The 21,652-nt window shown below is 72.7% G+C and carries 22 protein-coding genes and 1 riboswitch; of the genes, 6 read left to right on the forward strand and 16 right to left on the reverse strand.

Annotation, left to right across the window (positions count from 1 at the left end; all coding sequences use genetic code 11):
* Window positions 1–12 precede the first annotated feature (12 nt).
* Complete coding sequence (locus ACF09E_RS07955; protein WP_392204359.1) at window positions 13–765, reverse strand: MBL fold metallo-hydrolase; 753 nt, start codon at window positions 763–765, stop codon at window positions 13–15.
* Between the two features lie 203 nt (window positions 766–968).
* Between ACF09E_RS07955 and ACF09E_RS07960 the strand changes: the two genes are divergently transcribed.
* Window positions 969–1,463, forward strand: coding sequence for a type II toxin-antitoxin system PemK/MazF family toxin (locus ACF09E_RS07960; protein ID WP_392204360.1), 495 nt, complete (start codon window positions 969–971; stop codon window positions 1,461–1,463).
* 89 nt (window positions 1,464–1,552) lie between these two features.
* Here ACF09E_RS07960 and ACF09E_RS07965 read toward each other — a convergent pair whose 3' ends face one another.
* The 10 genes from ACF09E_RS07965 to clpS all read right to left on the reverse strand — a co-directional run bounded on the left by ACF09E_RS07965 (window position 1,553) and on the right by clpS (window position 9,513).
* Complete coding sequence (locus ACF09E_RS07965) at window positions 1,553–2,503, reverse strand: cysteine synthase (RefSeq protein WP_361854999.1); 951 nt, start codon at window positions 2,501–2,503, stop codon at window positions 1,553–1,555.
* Between the two features lie 5 nt (window positions 2,504–2,508).
* Window positions 2,509–2,787, reverse strand: a complete 279-nt coding sequence (locus ACF09E_RS07970; protein WP_073913441.1) for a MoaD/ThiS family protein — start codon at window positions 2,785–2,787, stop codon at window positions 2,509–2,511.
* A gap of 92 nt (window positions 2,788–2,879) precedes the next feature.
* Window positions 2,880–2,996: a putative leader peptide gene (locus ACF09E_RS07975; RefSeq protein WP_315986240.1), complete on the reverse strand. Its 117-nt coding sequence runs from the start codon at window positions 2,994–2,996 to the stop codon at window positions 2,880–2,882.
* Window positions 2,997–3,040: 44 nt separating this feature from the next.
* Window positions 3,041–3,826 (reverse strand): ABC transporter ATP-binding protein, encoded by a 786-nt coding sequence (locus ACF09E_RS07980; RefSeq protein WP_392204361.1) that lies wholly within the window; start codon window positions 3,824–3,826, stop codon window positions 3,041–3,043.
* Window positions 3,823–4,890: a FecCD family ABC transporter permease gene (locus tag ACF09E_RS07985; RefSeq protein WP_392204445.1), complete on the reverse strand. Its 1,068-nt coding sequence runs from the start codon at window positions 4,888–4,890 to the stop codon at window positions 3,823–3,825. The genes ACF09E_RS07980 and ACF09E_RS07985 overlap by 4 nt, the downstream gene beginning before the upstream one ends.
* 248 nt (window positions 4,891–5,138) lie before the next feature.
* Window positions 5,139–6,110 (reverse strand): ABC transporter substrate-binding protein, encoded by a 972-nt coding sequence (locus tag ACF09E_RS07990; protein WP_392204362.1) that lies wholly within the window; start codon window positions 6,108–6,110, stop codon window positions 5,139–5,141.
* Window positions 6,111–6,147: 37 nt separating this feature from the next.
* Window positions 6,148–6,276, reverse strand: a riboswitch (cobalamin riboswitch).
* 5 nt (window positions 6,277–6,281) lie between these two features.
* Window positions 6,282–6,710 carry a Mov34/MPN/PAD-1 family protein gene (locus tag ACF09E_RS07995; protein WP_392204363.1) on the reverse strand — a complete coding sequence of 143 codons (429 nt, stop codon included), beginning with the start codon at window positions 6,708–6,710 and terminating at the stop codon, window positions 6,282–6,284.
* A 123-nt stretch (window positions 6,711–6,833) separates the two neighbouring features.
* The gene (locus ACF09E_RS08000) at window positions 6,834–8,261 is read right to left on the reverse strand and encodes an amino acid permease (RefSeq protein WP_392204364.1); all 1,428 of its coding nucleotides are present in this window, start codon (window positions 8,259–8,261) and stop codon (window positions 6,834–6,836) included.
* 365 nt (window positions 8,262–8,626) lie between these two features.
* Window positions 8,627–9,208 carry a DUF2017 domain-containing protein gene (locus ACF09E_RS08005; protein WP_392204365.1) on the reverse strand — a complete coding sequence of 194 codons (582 nt, stop codon included), beginning with the start codon at window positions 9,206–9,208 and terminating at the stop codon, window positions 8,627–8,629.
* Window positions 9,208–9,513, reverse strand: a complete 306-nt coding sequence (gene clpS / locus ACF09E_RS08010) for an ATP-dependent Clp protease adapter ClpS (protein ID WP_073807902.1) — start codon at window positions 9,511–9,513, stop codon at window positions 9,208–9,210. The genes ACF09E_RS08005 and clpS overlap by 1 nt, the downstream gene beginning before the upstream one ends.
* 111 nt (window positions 9,514–9,624) lie before the next feature.
* Here clpS and ACF09E_RS08015 point away from each other — a divergent pair, with 111 nt between their 5' ends.
* Both ACF09E_RS08015 and ACF09E_RS08020 read left to right on the forward strand, forming a co-directional pair.
* Complete coding sequence (locus ACF09E_RS08015; protein WP_392204366.1) at window positions 9,625–10,953, forward strand: nicotinate phosphoribosyltransferase; 1,329 nt, start codon at window positions 9,625–9,627, stop codon at window positions 10,951–10,953.
* 91 nt (window positions 10,954–11,044) lie between these two features.
* The gene (locus ACF09E_RS08020; RefSeq protein WP_361858553.1) at window positions 11,045–11,644 is read left to right on the forward strand and encodes a nicotinamidase; all 600 of its coding nucleotides are present in this window, start codon (window positions 11,045–11,047) and stop codon (window positions 11,642–11,644) included.
* A 27-nt stretch (window positions 11,645–11,671) separates the two neighbouring features.
* On the opposite strand, the gene ACF09E_RS08025 is transcribed toward ACF09E_RS08020, so the two are convergent.
* Complete coding sequence (locus ACF09E_RS08025) at window positions 11,672–11,983, reverse strand: hypothetical protein (RefSeq protein WP_229313964.1); 312 nt, start codon at window positions 11,981–11,983, stop codon at window positions 11,672–11,674.
* Between the two features lie 133 nt (window positions 11,984–12,116).
* Window positions 12,117–14,567: an immune inhibitor A domain-containing protein gene (locus tag ACF09E_RS08030; RefSeq protein WP_392204367.1), complete on the reverse strand. Its 2,451-nt coding sequence runs from the start codon at window positions 14,565–14,567 to the stop codon at window positions 12,117–12,119.
* 332 nt (window positions 14,568–14,899) lie between these two features.
* On the opposite strand from ACF09E_RS08030, the gene ACF09E_RS08035 reads away from it, so the two are divergent.
* A complete protein-coding gene (locus tag ACF09E_RS08035) occupies window positions 14,900–15,178 on the forward strand; it encodes a hypothetical protein (RefSeq protein ID WP_392204368.1) in 279 nt (92 codons plus the stop codon).
* An 82-nt stretch (window positions 15,179–15,260) separates the two neighbouring features.
* On the opposite strand, the gene ACF09E_RS08040 is transcribed toward ACF09E_RS08035, so the two are convergent.
* Complete coding sequence (locus ACF09E_RS08040) at window positions 15,261–16,043, reverse strand: RDD family protein (protein ID WP_392204369.1); 783 nt, start codon at window positions 16,041–16,043, stop codon at window positions 15,261–15,263.
* Window positions 16,044–16,153: 110 nt separating this feature from the next.
* Window positions 16,154–17,731: an RDD family protein gene (locus ACF09E_RS08045; protein ID WP_392204370.1), complete on the reverse strand. Its 1,578-nt coding sequence runs from the start codon at window positions 17,729–17,731 to the stop codon at window positions 16,154–16,156.
* Between the two features lie 323 nt (window positions 17,732–18,054).
* Here ACF09E_RS08045 and ACF09E_RS08050 point away from each other — a divergent pair, with 323 nt between their 5' ends.
* Complete coding sequence (locus ACF09E_RS08050; RefSeq protein WP_392204371.1) at window positions 18,055–18,546, forward strand: SsgA family sporulation/cell division regulator; 492 nt, start codon at window positions 18,055–18,057, stop codon at window positions 18,544–18,546.
* A gap of 29 nt (window positions 18,547–18,575) precedes the next feature.
* On the opposite strand, the gene ACF09E_RS08055 is transcribed toward ACF09E_RS08050, so the two are convergent.
* Entirely contained in the window at window positions 18,576–19,943 is a 1,368-nt protein-coding gene (locus ACF09E_RS08055; protein WP_392204372.1) for an FAD-binding oxidoreductase, read from the reverse strand.
* Between the two features lie 98 nt (window positions 19,944–20,041).
* On the opposite strand from ACF09E_RS08055, the gene ACF09E_RS08060 reads away from it, so the two are divergent.
* Window positions 20,042–21,562, forward strand: a complete 1,521-nt coding sequence (locus ACF09E_RS08060) for a tetratricopeptide repeat protein (protein WP_392204373.1) — start codon at window positions 20,042–20,044, stop codon at window positions 21,560–21,562.
* The last annotated feature ends 90 nt before the right edge of the window (window positions 21,563–21,652 follow it).

Consider the following 21,652-nt stretch of genomic DNA (forward strand, 5'->3'; position numbering starts at 1 on the left):
TCGGCCGAGAGGTCAGATCTCGTAGACCGCGCCGGGCCGCGCCAGCTCCGACGGCCCCCCGTACACCTCGCGCGCGTCCGCCAGGTTCTGCTCGCCGTCCGTCCACGGCGGGATGTGGGTCAGCACGAGCCGGCCCACCGAGGAGCGGGCCGCCTCGGCGCCCGCCTCCCGGCCGTTGAGGTGGAGGGCCGGGATGTCCTCCTTGCCGTGGGTGAACGAGGCCTCGCAGAGGAAGAGGTCACTGCCCTCGGCCAGCTCGTGCAGCGAGTCGCAGACCCCGGTGTCCCCGGAGTACGTCAGCGAGCGGCCGCCGTGCTCGACCCGGATCCCGTACGCCTCGACCGGATGGCACACCTTCTCCGTGCGCACCGAGAACGGGCCGATCTCGAAGGCGCCCGACTTGAGGGTGCGGAAGTCGAAGACCTCGCTCATCGAGGTGGGCGACGGGGTGTCCGCGTACGCCGTGGTCAGGCGCTGCTCGGCGCCCTCCGGGGCGTAGACGGGGATCGCGTCGCACCGTCCGCCCTCGTGCCGGTAGTAGCGGGCGACGAAGTACCCGCACATGTCGATGCAGTGGTCGGCGTGCAGATGGCTGAGGAAGATCGCGTCGAGGTCGTACAGACCGATGTGTCGCTGCAGCTCGCCGAGGGCGCCGTTGCCCATGTCGAGGAGCAGCCGGAAGCCGTCGGCCTCGACGAGGTAGCTCGAACAGGCCGAATCCGCGGACGGGAACGACCCGGAGCAGCCGACGACGGTGAGCTTCATGGAGCGTGAACCTCCGTGGACGGATACGGAAAGCGCGCTGGGGAAGGGGGTGGCTGTGCGGTCTGTCGAGCGTAAGGCGCACCCGGGCCTGTCGCTCCTTCGCAGTGGCCTGTTGTGGGCGAACTCACGGGCTCTGTCACCGGTTCGGATGGATGCCGGGCCGCGTCGGCGCCGTGAGCGGCGCGCCGGTACCGTCTTGAGGTATGGACACGTCGTGGTGGCCCGCGCTGGTCGCGGTCGTGGTGATCGCCCTGGTGGTCGCGCTCGCCGACGGGTGGCGGCGGTCGTCGCGGCCCGGGAGGGGGCGGCGGCCCGCGCCGCCGGGGCGCAGCAGGCCTCCGGTCCGGCCGCCCGGCCGGCCCGCCGGGCCGCGGAAGGCTCCGTCGCGGTCGCCGCGGGCGGCGGAGATCTGGTGGGCGGACGTGCCCTTCGAGGACGGGCCCGGTTCGAAGGACCGGCCCTGCCTGGTCCTGTCGGTCCGGGGGAACAGCGCGCTCGTCGCCAAGATCACCAGCAGGTACCACGACGAGCGGCCGGGGGTGATCGCGCTGCCGCCGGGTGCGGTCGGGGACGCGCAGGGGCGGCCGAGCTTCCTGGAGACGGACGAGCTGCGCGAGGTTCCCGTGCGGGACTTCCGCCGGAGAGTGGGAACGGCGGACCCGGTCGTGTGGGACCAGGTCCGCCATCTGGCGCGCTAGCGCGGCGCGGGCGGGCTTCGCGGGCGGGCGCCCGCAGGGCCGGGTGCGTGAGGAGCCGGGGGCCGGGGGCGCCGGGGCCCGGGAGGCGCTCAGGCCCAGAGCTGGCCCTGGACCGCCTCGATCGCCTCTTCCGTGGTGGCCGCGGTGTAGAGGCCGGTGGAGAGGTACTTCCAGCCGCCGTCGGCGACGACGAAGGCGATGTCCGCGCTCTCGCCCGCCTTCACCGCCTTGTTGCCGACGCCGATGGCCGCGTGCAGGGCCGCGCCGGTGGAGACGCCCGCGAAGATGCCCTCCTGCTGGAGGAGTTCGCGGGTGCGGGTGACCGCGTCGGCGGAGCCGACGGAGAAGCGGGTGGTGAGCACGGAGGCGTCGTACAGCTCCGGCACGAAGCCCTCGTCGAGGTTGCGGAGGCCGTAGACGAGGTCGTCGTAGCGCGGTTCGGCGGCGACGATCCTGACGTCGGGCTTGTGCTCCCGCAGGTAGCGGCCGACGCCCATGAGGGTGCCGGTGGTGCCGAGGCCCGCCACGAAGTGGGTGATGGAGGGCAGGTCGGCGAGGATCTCGGGGCCGGTGGTGGCGTAGTGCGCGCCCGCGTTGTGCGGGTTGCCGTACTGGTAGAGCATCACCCAGGTCGGGTTCTCGGCCGCGATCTCCTTGGCCACCCGTACCGCCGTGTTCGATCCGCCCGCCGCGGGGGACGAGATGATCTCGGCGCCCCACATGGAGAGGAGCTGACGGCGCTCCTCGCTGGTGTTCTCGGGCATGACGCAGACGATGCGGTAGCCCTTGAGCTTGGCGGCCATCGCCAGGGAGATGCCGGTGTTGCCGCTGGTCGGCTCCAGGATGGTGCAGCCGGGGGTGAGGCGGCCGTCCTTCTCCGCCTGCTCGATCATGTGGAGCGCGGGGCGGTCCTTGACCGAGCCGGTCGGGTTGCGGTCCTCCAGCTTCGCCCAGATGCGGACGTCGTCCGAGGGCGAGAGCCGGGGGAGGCGGACGAGCGGCGTGTTGCCGACCGCCGCCAGCGAGGAGTCGTAGCGCATGTGGATCAGACCATGCCACCGGCGACGGCCGGCAGGATCGTGACGTTGTCGCCGTCGGTGAGCTTGGTGTCGATGCCGTCGAGGAAGCGGACGTCCTCGTCGTTCAGGTAGACGTTGACGAAACGGCGGAGCTTGCCGTCGTCGACGATGCGGGCCTCGATCCCGGCGTGGCGGGACTCCAGGTCGGCGAAGAGCTCGGCGAGGGTTCCGCCGCTGCCCTCGACGGCCTTCTCGCCGTCGGTGTAGGTGCGGAGGATGGTCGGGATGCGGACCTCGATGGCCATGGCGTGGGCTCCTGTCGGAAGTGGCGTGATGGGCGCGCTGCTGGGGCCCCCGCGCGGAGGGGGGTCGTACGAACGTGCGCTCGGCCGGTCGCTCAGAGCGCAGCGCGGGACGAACAGATCGCGCTGGCGAGGCGGCACAGGTCGACGTGCAGGCGCGCGACGAGCAGCACTGTGCCCGGAGTCTCTTCGCTCACGTCGTGGGAAACCATGGGCTCATCGTATCGATTCCCGGTCCGGGTTTCGGAATGTGATCTCACATGGTGGATGTTTGCCGACCGCCTGCCGGACTGGGCTGGAAGAGGACGGTGGGCTTCCCGGTCCGCGGATGCGGGATGACCTCGGTGTCCACCCCGTAGACGGCCTCCAGGAGGGCGGAGGTGAGGACCTCGGCCGGGGTTCCGCCGGTGACGAGCCGTCCGCCCTCCAGGACGTAGATCCGGTCGCAGTACGCCCCCGCGAGGTTGAGGTCGTGCAGCGCGAGCAGGTTCGTGGTGCCCAGGGTACGGACGAGGGCCAGGACGTCGAGCTGGTGGCGGATGTCCAGGTGGTTGGTGGGCTCGTCGAGGACGAGGAGCTCGGGCTCCTGGACGAGGGCGCGGGCGACGAGGGCGCGTTGGCGCTCGCCTCCGGAGAGCGCGGGATACGGGCGGTCGGCGAGCTCGGCGAGGCCGACGCGGGCCAGGGCGGCGGCGGCGCGCTCCCGGTCGGCGCCGCTGTCGCCCTCCCAGAACCGCTTGTGCGGGGAGCGGCCGAGGGCGACGAGTTCGCCGACGGTGAGCTCGAACTCCAGGGCGCTGTCCTGCGGGACGGTGGCGACGCGGCGGGCGCGGGCCTTGGGGCCGAGGGCGTGGAGGTCGGCGCCGTCGAGCAGGGCGCGGCCCGCGGTGGGGACGAGGGTGCCGTAGACGCAGCGCAGGAGGGTGGTCTTGCCGCTGCCGTTGGGGCCGATGAGGCCGACGGTCTCGCCGGGGCGGACGGTGAGGTCGACGGAGCGGAGCCGCCGCTCGTACGAGAGTCCCTCCAGGCGCAGTTCGGTCACAGCGGTGCTCCTTCCGGGCGCCGGCGCATCAGCCAGAGGAAGAACGGGCCGCCGGTGAGGGCGGTGAGGATGCCGACGGGGACGTCCTGGGGGGCGGCGACGGTCCGGGCGCCGAGGTCGGCGAGGACCAGGGCGAGCGAGCCGCCGAGCGCGGCGACCGGGAGGAGCCGGCGGTGCGGGGCGCCGACGGCGAGCCGGGCCGCGTGGGGGGCCATCAGACCGACGAAGCCGACGGCTCCGCTGGCGGCCACCATGACGGCGGTGACGAGGGAGGCGAGGACGAAGACGGCGGCGCGGAAGCGGGCGGTGTCCAGGCCCAGGACGGTGGCGCCCTCCTCGCCGACGAGGAGCAGGTCGAGCGGGCGGGCGAGGGTGAGGAGGGCGGCCGTGCCGACCGCGAGGACGGCGGCGGGCAGGACCAGGGTGTCCCAGCGGGCGCTGCCGAGGCCGCCGAGGGACCAGTACAGGGCCTCCTGGAAGTGCTCGGGGCGGCCGGCGAGGACGAGCAGCAGGGTGGCGAGGGCGGACAGGATGTAGGAGACGGCGACTCCGGCGAGGACGAGCCGGGCGCCGGTGAGGGTGCCGCCGCGGCGGGCGAGCCCGTAGACCAGGACGAGGGAGAGCAGGGCGCCCGCGAACGCGCCGACGGGCATGGCGAGGGTGGTGGTCACGCCGCCCAGCAGGCCCGCTCCCCCGCCGGCGACCAGGACGAGGACGGCGCCGGCGGAGGCGCCGGAGGAGATGCCGAGGAGGAACGGGTCGGCGAGCCGGTTGCGGACCAGGGCCTGGAGGACGGCGCCGACGACGGCGAGTCCGGCGCCGACGACCACGCCGAGCAGGACCCGGGGCAGCCGGACGTCGAGGACGATCGTCCGGAACGGGGAGGGGTCGGCGGCGCGTCCGGTGAGGACGTCGAGGACCTGGCCGGGCGGGATGCGGACGGAGCCGAGGGCGAGCGAGGCGATCGCGGCGGCGGCCAGGGCGAGGACGAGTCCGGTGACGACGACCGCGTACCGCAGACGCCCGCCGGCGGGGGCCTTCCCGGGGAGGGCCTTCCCGGCCAGGGCCTTGCCGGGCGGGGCCTTGCCGGCCGGGGGCTTCCCGGCCGGGCCCTTCTCGGGCGCGCCGGGGCGGGCTGGCCGGGCAGGCCCGAACTCGGCGGACGAGCGGGACCCGGCCGCCACGGAGGCGGGACCACCCGGTCGCGTCGGCCCCGTCGTGGGGGCACTCCGTCGCTCGGTGGGGGCCGGGGTCGGCGGCAGGGGCTGCGGCGGGTCTTCCGGTGTGCTCGCCGCGCGGGCGGGCCCCGCGCTCATCGGGCCGGGTGGAGCTGGGCGGCCAGCTTGTCGACGGCCGCGGGGACGCGGACGCCGAGGACGGTGTCGGAGAGCGGCATCACGGCGAACCGGCGGTTCTTGATCGCCGGGACGTCCTTGAGGGCCGGGTCGTCGAGGAGCCGCTGCTTCTTCTGCTCGACGGTGGTGGAGCCGTAGTCGTAGATGACGACGACCTCGGGCTTGCGGGCGACGACCTGCTCCCAGGTGGCGTCGCCGAAGGCCTTGTCGAGGTCGGCGAAGACGTTCCGGCCGCCGGCGCGGGTGATGAGCTCGTTGCCGATGCCCTTGCCGCCGGCGGTGAAGGCGGTCTTGTCGCCGCTGTCGTAGACGAAGACGGAGACCGGCGCGGTGCCCTTGAGCCGCTTCTCGGTGGCGGCGACGGTGGTCCGCGCCTCGCGGACCCAGGTCGTGGCCCGGTCGGGGACGCCGAACGTCCGCCCGACCTCCTCGACTTCGCGGTAGAGGTCGTCCACGGAGGGCGAACCGGAGGGGCAGTACTCGGTGTTGAGGCGGGTGGAGATGCCCGCGCGCTTCAGGTCGTCGCGGCTCCGGCCGTCCTTGCTCGCGAAGGCGGAGGAGTAGCCGCCGTAGACGAAGTCGGGGTTCGCGGCGAGCAGGGCCTCCTTGGAGGGGTACTCCTTCGCGAGGACCGGGACGGAGTCGTACGCCTTCTTGTAGGCGGGGAGGACCGTGTCGTCGAGGTAGGCGGTGCCGACGAGCGACTTCTCCAGGCCGAGGGCGAGCATGACCTCGGTGACGTGCTGGTTCATGGTGACCGCCCGCTTCGGCGGGGCCGTGAAGGTCGTCTTCACACCGCAGTTGGTGACGGTGTACGGGAATCCGGGGGCGGCCCCGGCGTCGGGAGCCTGCTCCGCGGGCGCCGAGCAGGCGGCGAGCAGCGGGAGCAGGAGGACGGCGGGCAGCAGGGTGCGGCGGTGCCTGGACATGGCGGAACGTGCCTCCTCCGGGGATTTCCACGTCCCCGATCGGTGGTGAGAAGGCGGCAGGTCAGTTCCTGGCTTCCGCCTCCCCTCGGGGAAGGCGGTCACAGTGGCGGGACCGTGCCGGATTCGCACCGGCTTCCTGGGTCCTGCCGCCCGTTGGTCCCGGTCAGTGTCTCAGGCGGCGTACTCCTCGACGACCTCGACCTCTTCCTCGGTCACGACGCCCTCGACGATGGTGAAGGAGCGGAACTGGAAGGGTCCGGCGCCGTCGGTGTCGGCGGTGGACACGAGGACGTAGTGGGCCTGGGGCTCGTTGGCGTACGAGATGTCCGTGCGGGACGGGTAGGCCTCGGTCGCGGTGTGCGAGTGGTAGACGATGACGGGCTCCTCGTCCCGGTCGTCCATCTCGCGGTAGAGCTTGAGCAGGTCCGCGGAGTCGAACTCGTAGAAGGTGGGCGAGCGCGCGGCGTTGAGCATCGGGATGAACCGCTCGGGGCGGCCGGTGCCGACCGGTCCCGCGACCACGCCGCAGGCCTCGTCGGGGTGGTCCGCGCGGGAGTGTTCCACGATCTGGTCGTACAGGGCCCGGGTGATGGTCAGCATGCCGACAGGATAAGCCGACGGGCCGTTCCGTACCGGGGAGTGGTACGGAACGGCCCGTATGCCGAGACGGTCGTGGTCAGGGCCGCTTGGGGACGGCCCGGGGCGACCGCCCGCGGGGTCCGGTCAGGACCGCTTGGCGAAGGCGGCGCCCTCGGGGTTGCGGGACTTCAGGACCAGGTAGGAGACGCCCAGGATGAGACCCCAGACCGGGGCCGCGTACAGGGAGACGCGGGCGCCCTCGTCGATGCCCATCATGACGATGACCATGCCGATGAAGAGGAGCGCGAACCAGCTGGTGTACGGGGCTCCCGGGGCCTTGAAGGCGGACTGGGGGAGCTCGCCGCGGTTCGCCTTGGCGCGGTAGCGGATCTGGCAGACCAGGATCATGATCCAGGCCCACATGCCGGAGATGGTGGCGAAGGAGACGACGTACTCGAAGGCCTTGCCGGGGGCGACGTAGTTGATCCAGACGCCGACCAGCATGAGCGAGGCCGAGAAGGTCAGGCCGAGCAGCGGGGTGCCGCTCTTGGTGAGCTTCGTGAAGACCTTGGGGCCCTGGCCGTTGAGCGCGAGGTCGCGCAGCATGCGGCCGGTGGAGTACATGCCCGAGTTGCAGGAGGAGAGGGCCGCGGTCAGCACCACGAAGTTGACGATGGCGGCGCCGACGCCGAGGCCCATCTTCTCGAAGGCGGCGACGAACGGGGAGACGCCCGGCTGGAACTCGGTCCACGGGACGACCGACAGGATCATGATCAGCGCGCCGACGTAGAAGACGGCGATGCGCCACGGCACGGTGTTGATGGCCTTGGGCAGGACGGTCTTCGGATCCTTGGACTCGCCGGCGGTGACGCCGACCAGCTCGACGGCGAGGAAGGCGAACATGACGATCTGCAGGGTCATCAGCGTGTTGCCGATGCCGGTGGGGAAGAAACCGCCCTGGTCCCACAGGTGGGTCACGGAGGCGGTGTCCCCGGCGTCGGAGAAGCCGACGGTGAGGATGCCGGCGCAGATCAGGATCATGCCGATGATGGCGGTGACCTTGACCATGGAGAACCAGAACTCCAGCTCGCCGAAGAGCTTCACGGAGATCAGGTTGGCGCCGTAGAGGATCACGGTGAAGACCAGCGCGGAGATCCACTGCGGGATGTCCCACCAGTACGTCATATAGGTGGCCGCGGCGGTGACTTCGGTGATGCCGGTGACGACCCAGAAGAGCCAGTACGTCCAGCCGGTCACGAAGCCCCAGAAGGGGCCGACGAACTCGCGTGCGTACTCCGCGAAGGAGCCGGACACGGGGCGGTACATGAGGAGCTCGCCGAGGGCGCGCATGATGAAGAAGATGACCAGGCCCGCGATGGCGTACGCGAGGATCAGGCTGGGGCCCGCCTTGGCGATGGCCTTGCCGGCGCCGAGGAAGAGGCCGGTGCCGATGGCACCGCCGATCGCGATCATCTGGATCTGCCGGGCGCCGAGGCCGCGCTGGTAGCCCTCGCCGCCGTCCACGGCCCCGTCGGTGCCGTCGTGCTGCTTGTCGACCTGCACAGAGGTCATGGTGGTGCGCCTTTCTCCATGCTGATCCGCGCGACTACGAGTGCGTCTGCCGCGGATCAGATCCTGATCCCCCCGGATGTGGATGGAGTGCCACCGGCGGTCAGCCGGACGAAGCGCCCTCGGGAACAGGGGTGGCGTCCCCGAGCGGTCGTGAAGATTTATCACGCGGTCCGGCGCGATCGAGGGAATCACGTGTGGCGCACGTCACGGGAAGCGCCGGGCGAAGGGGACTCAAGACGCCAAAGCGGACGCTCTGATAACGCATTCGTTATCCGGATTTGAGCGTCCGCTGAGCGAACACGCCGCCGCCTGGGCGTGTCGCGGGGGCGTCCGGGCGCGACGCGGCCGGTCGGCCGGCGGGCCCGTTACGGCAGGAGGGTCTCGACGAGGGACTCCTGGAGCGCCCCCAGCCAGAGGTACGCCATCACCATCGGCTTGCGCGGGTCGGAGTCCGGCAGCCGGTACAGCTGCTCGCCCTCGTCGTCGGTGACCTCCAGGCGGGTCCCGATGGTCAGCCGGAGGTCGTTGAGCGCGCCGAGCCAGGCGCGGGACTCGTCCGGGGTCAGCTTCAGGACGGCGCCGCCCTCGCCCGCCGCGTCGGCGGAGAGCGCGTCGAGGGCGCGGACGACGACGAGGGCGTCCTCGCGCTTGCGGGCCCGCAGGTCGTTCTCCGTGAAGCGGCGGAAGTCGGAGGCGGCGGCCCGCAGCTCCTCGCTGTCGTCCCCGTACGCGTCGGGGAAGAGGCGCTTGAGGGCGGGGTCGGACGGCGGCTTGCTGGGACCCTCGGCGAAGAGGGCGGCCAGCGGGTCGGCGCCCTCGGCGGGCTCGTCGCCCGGTCCGATCAGCTCCATGAGCTGGACGGCGAGGGAGCGGAGGATGGAGATCTCGACGTCGTCGAGGGCGACGGCCGCACCGCCGCCGGGCAGGGTCTCGAAGTGCCCGGCCATCAGAAGCGGTCCTGGGAGAGGGTCGCCCAGAGGCCGTAGCCGTGCATGGCCTGCACGTCGCGCTCCATCTCCTCGCGGGTGCCGCTGGAGACCACCGCGCGTCCCTTGTGGTGCACGTCGAGCATCAGTTTGTGCGCCTTGTCCTTGGAGTATCCGAAGTACGACTGGAAGACGTACGTCACGTAGCTCATCAGGTTGACCGGATCGTTGTGCACGAGGGTCACCCAGGGCACGTCCGGCTCGACGACCGCGGAGACCTCCTCGGCCGATTCCGTACGTTCGATCTCAATAGGCGCGACGCTCACTCACCCCATGCTGCCACCCCGGAGGGCCCGTCGCACAAACGGGTCACCCGCCCGTCACTCGCCCGCCCCCCTATTCGTCAATCTGACGATTTCTGCGCTAGCATCACTGACATGAACGCTGCGGACCTTGGGCTGCCGGTGGACGTGCCGTCGACCGCGCTCTTCACCGACCAGTACGAGCTGACCATGCTCCAGGCGGCCCTCCGGGCCGGCACCGCCGACCGACGCTCGGTCTTCGAGGTCTTCACCCGGCGCCTGCCCGGAGGACGGCGCTACGGCGTCCTCGCGGGCGTCGGCCGGGTCCTCGACGCCGTCGAGAACTTCCGGTTCGACCCCGCCGTCCTGGGCTTCCTGCGCGAGCGCGGGATCGTCGACGAGCCGACCCTGGAGTGGCTCGCCCGCTACCGCTTCACCGGCGACATCTGGGGCTACCCCGAGGGCGAGGTGTACTTCCCCGGCTCGCCGGTCCTGCGCGTCGAGGGCTCCTTCGCCGAGTGCGTGCTGCTGGAGACGGTGATCCTCTCCATCCTCAACCACGACTCGGCCATCGCCGCCGCCGCCTCCCGCATGTCGGCCGCGGCCGCCGGGCGCCGGCTGATCGAGATGGGCGCCCGGCGCACCCACGAGCTGGCCGCCGTCGCCGCCTCCCGCGCCGCCTACGTCGGCGGCTTCGACTCCACCTCGGACCTCGCCGCCGGCTTCCGCTACGGCATCCCGACCGTCGGCACCTCCGCCCACGCCTTCACCCTCCTGCACGACAGCGAGCGCGACGCCTTCCGCGCCCAGGTCGACAGCCTCGGCCGCGGCACGACCCTGCTCGTCGACACCTACGACGTGACCGAGGCCGTCCGCACCGCGGTCGAGGTGGCGGGGCCCGAGCTCGGGGCCGTCCGGATCGACTCCGGCGACCTGCTGCTCGTCGCCCACCGGGTCCGCCAGCAGCTCGACGAGCTGGGCGCCCGCGACACGAAGATCGTCGTCACCTCGGACCTCGACGAGTACGCCATCGCCTCCCTCGCGGCGGCCCCGGTCGACGCGTACGGGGTGGGCACCCAGCTGGTCACCGGAAGCGGTCACCCGACCTGCTCCATGGTCTACAAGCTGGTCGCCCGCGCCTCCTCGGCCGATCCCAGGGCGCCGCTCACGGCGGTCGCCAAGAAGTCGCTCGGCGGCAAGGCCTCGGTCGGCGGGCGCAAGTGGGCGGCGCGCCGCCCCGACGCGTACGGGATCGCGGAGGCGGAGGTGCTGGGCACCGGCCCGGTCCCCCCGGAGCTCGCCGGCCACCAGCTCCTGGTCGAGCTGGTCAAGGGCGGCGACGTGGTCGCCAGGGAGCCGCTGGAGGCCGCCAGGGCCCGGCACATCGCGGCCCGCGCCGGGCTGCCGATGTCGGCGATGCAGCTCTCCCGCGGCGAGCCCGTGCTGCCCACGGAGTACCTGTAGGGCCATGCGGACGGACCCGCCCTCTCCCGGTGGGCGGGCCGATTCTCTAGGCTCGGTCCCACCCCTCCCCGACGCGCTAAGGACACCCGCCATGCACCGCGCATTGATCGTTGTGGACGTTCAGAACGACTTCTGCGAGGGCGGCAGCCTCGCGGTGGGCGGCGGCGCGGACGTCGCCGCCGCCATCACCGACCTGGTCGGCCTGACGGCGGGCAGCTCCTACCGGCACGTGGTCGCCACCCGCGACCACCACGTCGACCCGGGCGCGCACTTCGCGCCGGACGGCGAGGAGCCGGACTACGTCACCTCCTGGCCGGTGCACTGCGTGGCGGGCACGGAGGGGGTCGGCTTCCACCCGAACTTCGCTCCGGCCGTCGCCAGCGGGGCGATCGACGCCGTCTTCGACAAGGGTGCGTACGACGCCGCCTACAGCGGCTTCGAGGGGCACGACGAGAACGGCCTGACGCTCGCGGAGTGGCTCCGCGAGCGGGAGGTCACCGAGGTCGACGTGGTGGGCATCGCCACCGACCACTGCGTGCGGGCGACGGCCCTGGACGCGGCCCGCGAGGGCTTCCGCACCCATGTGCTGCTCGACCTGACGGCCGGCGTCGCGAAGGAGACGACGGACCGGGCCCTGGAGGAGCTGCGGGCGGCGGGCGTGGAGCTGACGGGCAAGCCCGTGGTGGCCTGAGCGTCCCGCGGGGGCCCGGCGGCCCCCTCAGGCGGCCGGCTCCCTGGGAAGGGACCGTACGGGGTGCCAGAGCTCCTGGGCGGCGCCGGGCGCGGATCTCCAGAGCAGGCCGTCGGGGTGGTGCAGGACGGCCGTGATCTCGTCCGGCGTGGGCGGCTCGCTGTTGCCCCGGAGGTACACCGCGCGCAGCCCCAGGTTCCGCAGCCTGGTCAGGGCGCGGGCACGGTTGGCGGCGTGGACCAGGAAGCGGACGCTGGCGCCGTCGCGGGCCGGGCTGGGCAGCCCTATCGCGACGACCACACTGCCTCCCGGCAACTTGCAGAACCCTCCGTTGGGCATGTGTGACCACTCCCCCGTGGATCGACTGTCAATAAGAACATCGGTCTGATGCGTCAGACGCACCTAAACACGATCGGCCGCCGCCCGCTAGAGGGGCGACGGCCGATCACGCTTTGACCTGCGGTTTTACCGATTACTTCGTGGACGGACCCACGCGGACCGTGATCGTCTCGCCGTTCTTCGGCTCCTTGACGACCTGGATCTTGGTGTTGGTGTCAGTTACCTGGACACCGGCGCGCGCCGTCTCCTTGAACCAGTACGTGCCCTTGCGGTCGTCGAAGACCGGGTTGCCCGGCAGCGACGGGACGAAGGACGCGACGTCGGCCTTGTGGAGCAGCATGCCGTCGGTCTTGTAGGTGCCGAAGGTGGAGTCGTACGCCTGGACGCGGTTGCGCATCAGGGTGCCGTCCTTCCACTTCAGCGGGGTCGGGTGGGAGTCGACCGGAAGGATCAGACCCTGGCCCGGGTGGACCGCGGTGTTGTTGTCCTTCTGGGAGAGGTCCCACTTCCAGATGAGCAGGCCGTTCTGGTACGGGTAGTGCTCGACCCAGCTGGCCTTGTCACCGGTGAACCCGAAGTTGTACGGGCCGACCTTGAGGGTGGCGTCGTACGAGACGTACTGGCGGTTCTCCGCGATGTAGTACTGCTCGTACTCCTTCGTGAAGCCCTTGCCGACCCGCGAGAAGCCCTTGGCCGTCCAGCCGTTGTCGCCGTTCTCGGCGCCGTCGGCGAAGACGGTCGCACCGTCCGCGGTCAGCGTGATGGCGTCGGCCGTGAAGCCCTTGCCGCCGGCGCCGCCGTCCGTCTGGTAGCGGAAGCGGAGGTCGAACTTCTTGCCCGCGTAGGCGTCGAGGCCGTAGACGAGCTCCTTGTGGGTGCCCGAGACGTCGGTCAGCGCCGGGGCGCCGCTGGCGTCGCGCGGGAGCGGCTTGCCGTCGGCGGTGCCGTCCAGGGCCGTCCAGTTGGCGCCGCCGTCGGTCGACACCTCGGTGTAGAGGTAGTCGTAGTCGAGCTCGATGTCGTACCAGCCCTTGAGCTTCAGGGAGGCGGACTTCTTGCCCGTCAGGTCGACGGAGCGGGTCAGGGTGTTCTTGAGGTCGTCACCCATGTTGCTCCACCACTGCGAGGCGCCCTCGGCGGGCGCGACGACGTCGGTGGTGACGGCCTTCTTGGGCAGCTCGACGACGAGCGCCTGCGGGTTCTTGGTGTTGTACTCGGCGACGCCCAGCTTGTGGGTGGAGTTCCACTTGCGGGCCTCGTTGGCGACCTTGGTGTAGTTCAGCCAGCCGAGCTGCAGCTTGTCCCAGGCGTTCATGTCGCCGGGCAGGTCGCCGATGGCGTCCTTGCCGCGGCCGAGCCAGGAGCCGGAGGACATGAGCGACCAGAAGCCGGTCGAGTTCTCGGCGCCGGAGAGGCCGGAGGTGTCGTACAGGTCCGGCAGACCGAGGTCGTGGCCGTACTCGTGCGCGAAGACGCCGAGGCCGCCGTTCTCCGGCTGCATCGTGTAGTCGCCGACCCAGATGCCGGAGTCGCCGATCTGCGTGCCGCCGGCCTTGTTGTTCGCCGGGCCGGTCTTGCCCGCGTTGGTGCCGTAGGCGTACCAGCGGTGGGCCCACAGGGCGTCGCCGCCCTGGGCGCCGCCGCCCGCCGACTCGTCCTCGCCCGCGTGGACGATCTGGAAGTGGTCGATGTACCCGTCGGGCTCGTTGAAGTTGCCGTCGCCGTCGAAGTCGTACCGGTCCCAGAGGTCGTACTGGGCCATGTCGGCCTTGATCTGGGCGTCGGTGCGGCCCTTGGCCTTCTGGTCGGCGACGAAGGCGGTGACGCCGTCGCGGACCGCGTCCCAGACGTTGGAGCAGTTGCTGTTGCCGCAGTAGTTCGAGCCGTAACGGGCCTCGTTGTACTCGACCTTGACCCAGTCGGAGACCTTGCCGTCGACCGAGTAGCGGCCGGACGAGGTCTTCTCGTAGTAGGTCTTCAGCGACTGCTTGGGCTGTCCCTTGGCGTCCTTGCCGGTGCCGAAGTACAGGTCCTGGAAGTGCTTCTGGTCGTAGTCGGCCTTCCAGTCCGTGGAGTTGTCGTGCGCACGGTCCGGCTTGGCTATCTGGTTGTGCAGGGGACCGGGCGTGCCGCCGTACTTGGGCTTCGGCTCGGTCGTGTCGTCGTCCGCGCGGTCGACGAGGGTGGTGGTGTCCACCTTGTCGCCGAACTCGACCAGGATCGTGAAGATCTTGTCGGTCTTCTCGCGGCCCAGCTCGACGTACTTCTTGTCGTCGAGCTTGACGACCTGGGAGCCGTTGCGCCGCTCCACCTTCGTCTCGCCGCTCAGCACCTGCTCCAGGGCAGCCTTGCGCTGCTGCGCCTGCTGCTCGCTGAAGGGGCCTTCGAGGTCGTGGTCGACCGCCGTCTTCCCGTTTTCGTGGTCGTGTCCGTGCCCGGGCGCCGGGTCGTGACGGACATCGGCCGGCGTCACGCTTCCGTGATTGTCGGCCCATGCGGTGGTGAAGGTCGAGGCGGTGGCGGCGGTGGCCGCGAGCGCCACAACAACTGCGGACGTTCTGATCGCCCGTCGTCTGTTGGTCACTTGATATGTCCTCCCCGGCGCCCGCGCCGCGGACCGAAGGTGGGGTGTCCGTCCGGCGGGTCGCGCGTCACAAGTGACGACATTCGACCGGAGGTACGCAAGAAAAGACAGATCTTGACTTGCACATACCAACTGCACTATGCGGGAGTCGAATTCCGATTATCGGACGATCCTGGGGTGTTCTGCCGGGAAAATCACATGCCCCGTGACTCCGTGCGCCCCCCGTGCACCCCGTGCCCCCTCATCGTGGGTGAGGTCACGCTTACTTCGGTTCCGCCCGGGCATCCACGGACTTAGAGTCGAACCGTTGTCCTGAGAGGGCGGTACGTGTCATGCAGCGTCCGAACGCCGCGCAACTCACCTACGGTTCGGCCACCGTCGTCCTCACGACCGTCGCCCTGCTGCTGCTCTCCGGCACGACGTCCCCGCTCGGAATCACGGTGGTCTGCCTCGCGGGCCTGCTGACCGGACTGCTCGTGGCGGTGACGATGCCCCCGCGGACGAGCGGCGTCAAGACCACCGCGCGGACTCCCGCACCCGCCGCGCACGAAGAGGCCCGGGTCCCGACCGCGCGCGTGGGCGCGGGGGTCGACACCCGGACCGGTTCGTGACACCTCGTCCCCTCGTGCGCCCTCTCCGCCGGCCCGGACCCAGCCGGTCGGGCCGGGACCCGTGCGGCGGCGGGCGGTTCGGCTAGCGCGGGACGGAGACCACGACCGTCTTGGCCGCCTTGTCGTGCAGACCCTGCTTGTAGGGCTTGTCGACCAGGATCAGGATCAGCAGGAGCAGCGGCCACAGGCAGGCGCAGCAGACCAGGGCGGGCAGCCACAGGACGATCGCGCGCAGCAGGGACTGGCTCATCGGGGGCGTCGAGCCGTCGTTGAGCATCGCGACCCGCAGCTTCATCCACTTCTTGCCGAGGGTCTGGCCGTTCCTCGCCGTCATCACCGTGTCGTAGGCGACGAACGCGACGATCGTGATCAGCTGGAAGACCAGCTGACTGCCTCCGTTGAGGCTGTTGACCGTGTCGCCGAAGTCGTTCCCGTCCTCGGTCGCCCGCGAGTAGATCTTGAACGGGATGCCGATGATCGCGAGCGGGATCGCGACGATCAGCCAGTCGATGATCCGGGCGGCGATGCGCTTGCCCGACTCGGCGAGCGGCGGCATCCCGGAGAGCGGATCGGTCCCTCCGTACCCGGCGCCGTAGCCGCCGTACGGGGGCGGGGGCGGCGCGTTCTCGTACGGGGAGCCGCTCCCGGGACCGTACGGCGAACCTCCCCCGGGCCCGTACGGACTCCCGGGCGGCGGACCCCCCGGCGGCGGTCCACCGGGCGGCGGGCCGTCCGGGGGCGGGCCTCCCGGGGGCGGGCCGGCCGGCGGCGGCTGGCCCCCGGAGGGCGGCGGAGGCTCCTGCGGCCTCTTGAGGAACGGGTCCTCCTCGGGCGGCTGGCCGGGCGGCGGCTGGTCGGTGCTCATGGGGGCAGTGCATCCCGGGGCGGACGCCCCCGCAAGGAATCACCGGCCGTTCGGGGGACCCCCGCGCGCGGAGGGCCGCCCGGCCCGGCCGGGCGGCAGCGGTCCGCGGATCAGCGCGCCACGAAGGTACGGGCGGCCTTGTCGTGCCAGCACTGCCGCCAGGGGCGGTCGAAGAGGCACCACAGGACGTTGAGGACGCCGACGGCCAGGAGCCCCAGGACGCTGTAGACGAGCCAGCGGCGCAGCGCCGCCCCGAACCGCGGCGGCTGGTGCGCCTCGATGTCCCGCACCTCGATCCCGCACAGCCTCTTGCCGAGCGTGCGGCCCCACTTGGCGGTGGGCAGCACCTCGTACAGGACGCCGATGACGAAGAAGGCCGCCAGGGCGATCCCGAACTGCACCGAGGTCGTGCCGTCGACGAGCCACACCTGGACGGTGACGCCCGACTGCTCGGCCGCCTCGATCTTGCCGTCGATGTGGTCGAGGGCCGCGGTCACGAACGGGAAGGCGGCGGCACCGGCGAGCGCGCCCAGGACGAGGCTGTCGACCAGCCGGGCGATCAGCCTGCGGCCGAGCCCGGCGGGCCGCGCGGAGGCCTGGGCGCGGGCCGCCTGCACGAACAGGTCGTCGACGGGGGGCTTCCAGGGGACGACGGGCTGCTGCGGGTCCTGTCCCTGCGCGGCCGGCTGCGGGGCCTGCGGCTGGGGCTGCGCCTGCTGCGCCCAGGAGGGGGTCGCGGGAGCGGACGCCGGGGCGGGCGCCTGCGGCACGGGAGCGGGGGCGGCGGCCGCCGGCTCGGGGGCGGCGGGGCGGGGGGCCGGCCGGGGCTCGGGAGCCACCGGGGCGGGCTGGGGCCCGCGGGGTGCCGGCTCGGGTGCCGAGGGGATCGGGGTGACCGGCATGCCGCCGAGGCGCGCGGCCCCGCCGGTGGCCCGGGGGTCCGCGGCGGGCACGACAGGAGCGGCGGGCGCGGCGGGCGCGGCGGCCCGGGCCGGACCCTCGGGCTCGGATTCACCCGCACCGGCGACCGGCCACTCCGCCGGGGTGCGCGGGTCGGGCGTCCGCGGCGCGCCCCAGGAGACCTTCCGGTCGAGGTCGCCCCCGAAGCCGGTCTGGCGGGAGGTGTCCGCCTGCCAGGCGGACGCGGGCTCGGCGGGGGCCGGCTCCTCGTCGAAGAAGAAGGGGCCGGTCTCCTCGACGGCGGGTACGGGGGCGAGCGCGGGCGCGCGGTCCTGGGCCGGCAGCGGCGCGGGCCCCCGGTCCTGTGCGGGCACGGGGGCGGCGGGACGCGCGGGCTCGGTCCGGGGCGCGGGCTGCGGCGGCTGCTGTTGCGCGGGGAGCCGCTGCGGCTCGTGACGCGGCTGGGGCTCGTGCTGCTGATGCGGCTCGTGACGCGGCTGGGGCTCGTGGTGCTGGGGCGGTTGCTGTTCCGGCTGCGGACGGGACGGTTCCGGTTCGGGGCGGGCGGGCGCGGCCGGTGCGGGTGCCGCGCCGGAGGCCAGGATCGGCCCGGCCGGGATCGCCGAGGCCGGCGGGCCCGGCGGAACCTCACCGTCCGTGGGCGCGGGCCTGCTCGTACCGGGGACCCAGGCGCCCCCGTTCCAGTACCGGATGTACCCGGGAATGGACGGGTCCGGGTAGTACCCCGCCTGCGGTACCTCTTCGCCGCCTCCAGGAGGAGTAGCCACTGCCCCGACTCCGTTCAGTCACAACGCCCTTGAACCGCGCGGCCGCGTGCCGGGCGTGCCGCGCCCAAGGAGGACAGTAACGAAGAACGCCCCCGAGGGAACAAAGAGCCCGCGAGAAAGCCCGCCTTCGAGGGGGACGCGCACCGGAATCGATCACTCCCGGTGATTCTCGGGCCGGTACATGCTCCCTTTCCGCGCCGGTCCACCCCGTCGCGGAGAACTTTCCCGGAAAAACTTCCCGAAGTCGCGTCATGAACGGCGGCCGGCCCGCTCTCTCCAGGTGAAGGCCCGACCGGGGCCGGTCAGCGAGAGGGAGTACGGCGATGCAGAACACCGACAACACCACCGTCGAGCGCGAGCTGGAGTTGAAGCTGGTGCTCTCCCCCGAGCGGGCCGTCCCCGTCCCCGCCCGCCTCGCCTACCGGACGGACGACCCGTACGCCGTCCACATCACGTTCCACATCGGCACCGACCACCCGGTCAACTGGACGTTCGCGCGCGAACTCCTGGTCGAGGGCGTGTTCCGCGCGTGCGGCCACGGCGACGTGCGGATCTGGCCCACGAAGGTCGACGGCCGCGGCGTCGTCCTGATGGCGCTCTCCTCCCCCGACGGGGACGCCCTGCTCGAAGCCCCCTCCGCACAGGTGTCCGCCTGGCTGGAGCGGACCCTGCGCGCGGTGCCGCCGGGCACCGAGCCGGAGCGGCTCGGCCTCGACGACGGCCTCGCCGAGCTCCTGTCGAGCGCGGTGGCCGCGGACGAGCTGTGGCTGCGCGACCCGTGGCCGTCGGACGAGTCCCAGGACGGCGAGCTGTGACCCGTCGCCGCGCCCCCAGGGACCCCGGCTCAGAAGAGCTTTCCGGGGTTGAGCAGCCCGAGGGGGTCGAAGGTCGCCTTGATCCCGCGCTGCAGTTCGAGGCCGACCGGTCCCAGCTCCCGCGCCAGCCACTCCTTCTTGAGGACGCCCACGCCGTGCTCGCCGGTGATCGTGCCGCCGAGCGCGAGCCCGAGCGCCATGATCTCGTCGAAGGACTCCCGCGCGCGCCGGGACTCGTCCTCGTCGGTGTGGTCGAAGCAGACGACGGGGTGGGTGTTGCCGTCGCCCGCGTGCGCGCAGACGCCGATGGTGAGGTCGTACTTCTCCGCGACCGCCGCCGTGCCCGCGAGCATCTCGGCGAGCCGCGTCCGCGGCACGCAGACGTCGTCGATCATGGTCGCCGACTTGATCGTCTCCAGCGCCGTGAGGGACAGCCGGCGTGCCTGGAGCAGGAGTTCGGACTCGGCGGCGTCGGCGGCGGGGACGACCTCGGTGGCGCCCGCCGCCGCGCACAGCTCCGCAACCGCGGCCAGGTCGGCGGCCGGGTCGGGGGTGTCGAAGGCGCACAGGAGCAGCGCCTCGGTGGTGTCGGGCAGGCCCATCCGCGCCATCCGGTTGACGGCCTGGACGGTGGTGCGGTCCATGAGTTCGAGCAGCGAGGGGGTGTGGCCGCGCTCCATGATCGTGCAGACGGCAGCGCAGGCGGCAGCCGCGGAGGGGAACTCGGCGGCCAGGGCGAGCTGCGCCGGGGGCTGCGGCCTGAGCTGGAGGACGGCCCGGACGACGATGCCGAGGCTGCCCTCCGAGCCGACGAAGAGCCTGGTCAGGTCATAGCCCGCGACGCCCTTGGCGGTGCGGCGGCCGGTGGTCAGGAGCCGGCCGTCGGCGAGCACGACGTCGAGGCCGAGGACGTACTCGGCCGTCACCCCGTACTTGACGCAGCACAGGCCGCCGGAGGCGGTGCCGATGTTCCCGCCGATGGTGCACGTCTCCCAGCTGGACGGGTCCGGCGGGTAGTACAGGCCGTGCTCGGCGACGGCCCGTGACAGCACGGCGTTGACGACACCCGGTTCGACGACGGCGATCCGGTCGACCGGGTTGACCTCCAGGATGCGGTCCATCTTCACCAGGGAGAGCACGATGCAGCCGTCGGAGGCGTTGGCGCCGCCGGAGAGGCCCGTGCGGGCCCCCTGGGGGACGACGGGGACGCGGAGTTCGGTGGCGGTGCGCATGACGTGCTGCACCTGCTCGACGGTCCGCGGGAGCACCACGACGGCGGGCGCGCCGGCCTCGCAGAAGCTCGCCATGTCGTTCGCGTAGGAGGCGGTCACGTCCGGATCGGTGAGCAGCGCCTCGGCCGGGAGCCCGGCGCGCAGCCGCGTCAGAAGATCGTCCATGCCTCCAGCGTGGCACCCGGGGCCATCGGTGTGAACCCGCCGGGGCGGGCGCTTCGTGTGCTCTTCGTACAGCCGCGGGCGGGAGGACAGTGAGCGCCATGAAGACGCAGAACGTGTCGAGGGCGGTCCTGGCGGCCGGCGCGGGCGCGGTGCTCGCGGCGACGGCGCTCCTGTACGTCCCCGAGCTCCTCGACCAGGGGCCGCCGCCCCCGCCGGGTCCGGCGGAGCGGGCGACGATCGCGGCCCACGCGGGCGCGCAGGCCTCCCTTCCGGACCTGGCGGCGCTGATCGCGGACCGGGAGGGGTGGCTGCGGGACCACCCGGACGACGACGCGTCCTGGGCGCGGCTCGGCGCGGCCTACACGGAGCGGGGTGCGCGGCTCGGCGACGTACGGGACTACCCGCGCGCCGAGCGGGCGCTGCGGCGTTCGCTCGCCGAACGGCCCGCCGCGCGCGGCAACACGGCGGCCCAGCTGGCCATGGGGGCGCTCGCGGGGGCGCGGGGCGACTGGAGGACGGCCAGGGAGTGGGGCGAGAAGGCCCGGAAGGCCGACCCTCGCGGCTGGTCGGCGCTCCCGGTGCTGATGGACGCGTACAACGGCCTCGGGGACTACAAGGCGGCCCAGAAGGCGATGGAGACCTTGGAGGGGCGCCACGCGGGCGCGATGGTGCGGACGCGGGCCGCGCAGACGTACCGCGACCGGGGCTGGCGCGAGGACGCCGACGCGGCGGCCCACGCCGCGGTGGCGCTCGCGGAGGCGGCCCCGGACAAGGCGGCGGCGCTGGCCCGGCTCGGGGACCTGGCCTGGGAGCGGGGCGAGCCGGAGGAGGCGCTCGCGCGGTTCGGGGCGGCGCTGGCGCAGGTGCGGGACCACGGGCCCGCGCTCGCGGGCCGGGCGCGGGCCCTGGCGGCGCTGGGCCGGACCGACGAGGCGCTGCGGGACTGGCGGGCGGCGCTGGCCCGGCTGCCGCTCCCCGAGTACGTCCTGGAGGCGGGCGAGCTGTCGGAGGCGCTGGGCCTCGACGAGGAGGCGCGGGCGCTGTACGCGCGGCTGCGGACCGGTGCGTGGTCGGGCGGCGAGGTGTCGCTGGCCCTGCTCGACGCGGACCACGGAAGCGCGGCGGGGGCGGTCGCCCGGATGCGGGCGGAGTGGGCGCGGGGGCACCGCTCGGTGCGGGTCGCCGACGCGCTCGGGTGGGCTCTGTACCGGGCGGGGCAGCCTAAGGAGGCGCTGGAGTACGCGACCCGGGCCACGGAGGAGGGGCTGCGGAGCGCTCTCTTCGCGTACCACCGGGGCGAGATCGAGCGGGCCCTCGGGGAGGAGGGTCCGGCCCGGCGGCACGTGGCGGAGGCGCTGCGGATCAACCCGCACTTCTCGCCGCTGCTCGTCCCGAGGGCGCGGGAGGCGCTGGCGGCGCTCGGCGAGCCGTCGGACGAGCTGCCGAGGGAACTCCGTCCGGAGCCGGAGGAGGTGCGGCAGGCGGGGTCGCGCGCACCGGCGAAGCCGAGGAAGCCGGCGAACCCCGTGACGCCGGCGGCCCAGGCGGGACCGGCGGCCCAGGCGGCTCCGGCGGAACCGGCGGCCCCGGCGGGACGGGTCGATGGGGGCGCTCCCTAGGGACGGTGCCCCGGCCCACCCCCCGCGTGGGCCGGAACCCGCCGGCTGATGGGCTCGCCCCGTGCCCGGGCGCCCCGTGGCCGTGCCCCG

The organism is Streptomyces sp. NPDC014891 (genome assembly GCF_043081085.1).
Taxonomy (GTDB): Bacteria; Actinomycetota; Actinomycetes; order Streptomycetales; family Streptomycetaceae; genus Streptomyces.

Excerpts from the sequence above, each read along its gene's own strand:
- ACF09E_RS07955 (WP_392204359.1), bottom strand. The coding sequence starts at position 765 with ATGAAGCTCACCGTCGTCGGCTGCTCCGGGTCGTTCCCGTCCGCGGAT.
- ACF09E_RS07960 (WP_392204360.1), top strand. The coding sequence starts at position 969 with ATGGACACGTCGTGGTGGCCCGCGCTGGTCGCGGTCGTGGTGATCGCC.
- ACF09E_RS07965 (WP_361854999.1), bottom strand. The coding sequence starts at position 2,503 with ATGCGCTACGACTCCTCGCTGGCGGCGGTCGGCAACACGCCGCTCGTC.
- ACF09E_RS07970 (WP_073913441.1), bottom strand. The coding sequence starts at position 2,787 with ATGGCCATCGAGGTCCGCATCCCGACCATCCTCCGCACCTACACCGAC.
- ACF09E_RS07975 (WP_315986240.1), bottom strand. The coding sequence starts at position 2,996 with ATGGTTTCCCACGACGTGAGCGAAGAGACTCCGGGCACAGTGCTGCTC.
- ACF09E_RS07990 (WP_392204362.1), bottom strand. The coding sequence starts at position 6,110 with ATGTCCAGGCACCGCCGCACCCTGCTGCCCGCCGTCCTCCTGCTCCCG.
- ACF09E_RS07995 (WP_392204363.1), bottom strand. The coding sequence starts at position 6,710 with ATGCTGACCATCACCCGGGCCCTGTACGACCAGATCGTGGAACACTCC.
- ACF09E_RS08000 (WP_392204364.1), bottom strand. The coding sequence starts at position 8,261 with ATGACCTCTGTGCAGGTCGACAAGCAGCACGACGGCACCGACGGGGCC.
- ACF09E_RS08005 (WP_392204365.1), bottom strand. The coding sequence starts at position 9,208 with ATGGCCGGGCACTTCGAGACCCTGCCCGGCGGCGGTGCGGCCGTCGCC.
- ACF09E_RS08015 (WP_392204366.1), top strand. The coding sequence starts at position 9,625 with ATGAACGCTGCGGACCTTGGGCTGCCGGTGGACGTGCCGTCGACCGCG.
- ACF09E_RS08020 (WP_361858553.1), top strand. The coding sequence starts at position 11,045 with ATGCACCGCGCATTGATCGTTGTGGACGTTCAGAACGACTTCTGCGAG.
- ACF09E_RS08025 (WP_229313964.1), bottom strand. The coding sequence starts at position 11,983 with ATGCCCAACGGAGGGTTCTGCAAGTTGCCGGGAGGCAGTGTGGTCGTC.
- ACF09E_RS08035 (WP_392204368.1), top strand. The coding sequence starts at position 14,900 with ATGCAGCGTCCGAACGCCGCGCAACTCACCTACGGTTCGGCCACCGTC.
- ACF09E_RS08040 (WP_392204369.1), bottom strand. The coding sequence starts at position 16,043 with ATGAGCACCGACCAGCCGCCGCCCGGCCAGCCGCCCGAGGAGGACCCG.
- ACF09E_RS08050 (WP_392204371.1), top strand. The coding sequence starts at position 18,055 with ATGCAGAACACCGACAACACCACCGTCGAGCGCGAGCTGGAGTTGAAG.
- ACF09E_RS08055 (WP_392204372.1), bottom strand. The coding sequence starts at position 19,943 with ATGGACGATCTTCTGACGCGGCTGCGCGCCGGGCTCCCGGCCGAGGCG.
- ACF09E_RS08060 (WP_392204373.1), top strand. The coding sequence starts at position 20,042 with ATGAAGACGCAGAACGTGTCGAGGGCGGTCCTGGCGGCCGGCGCGGGC.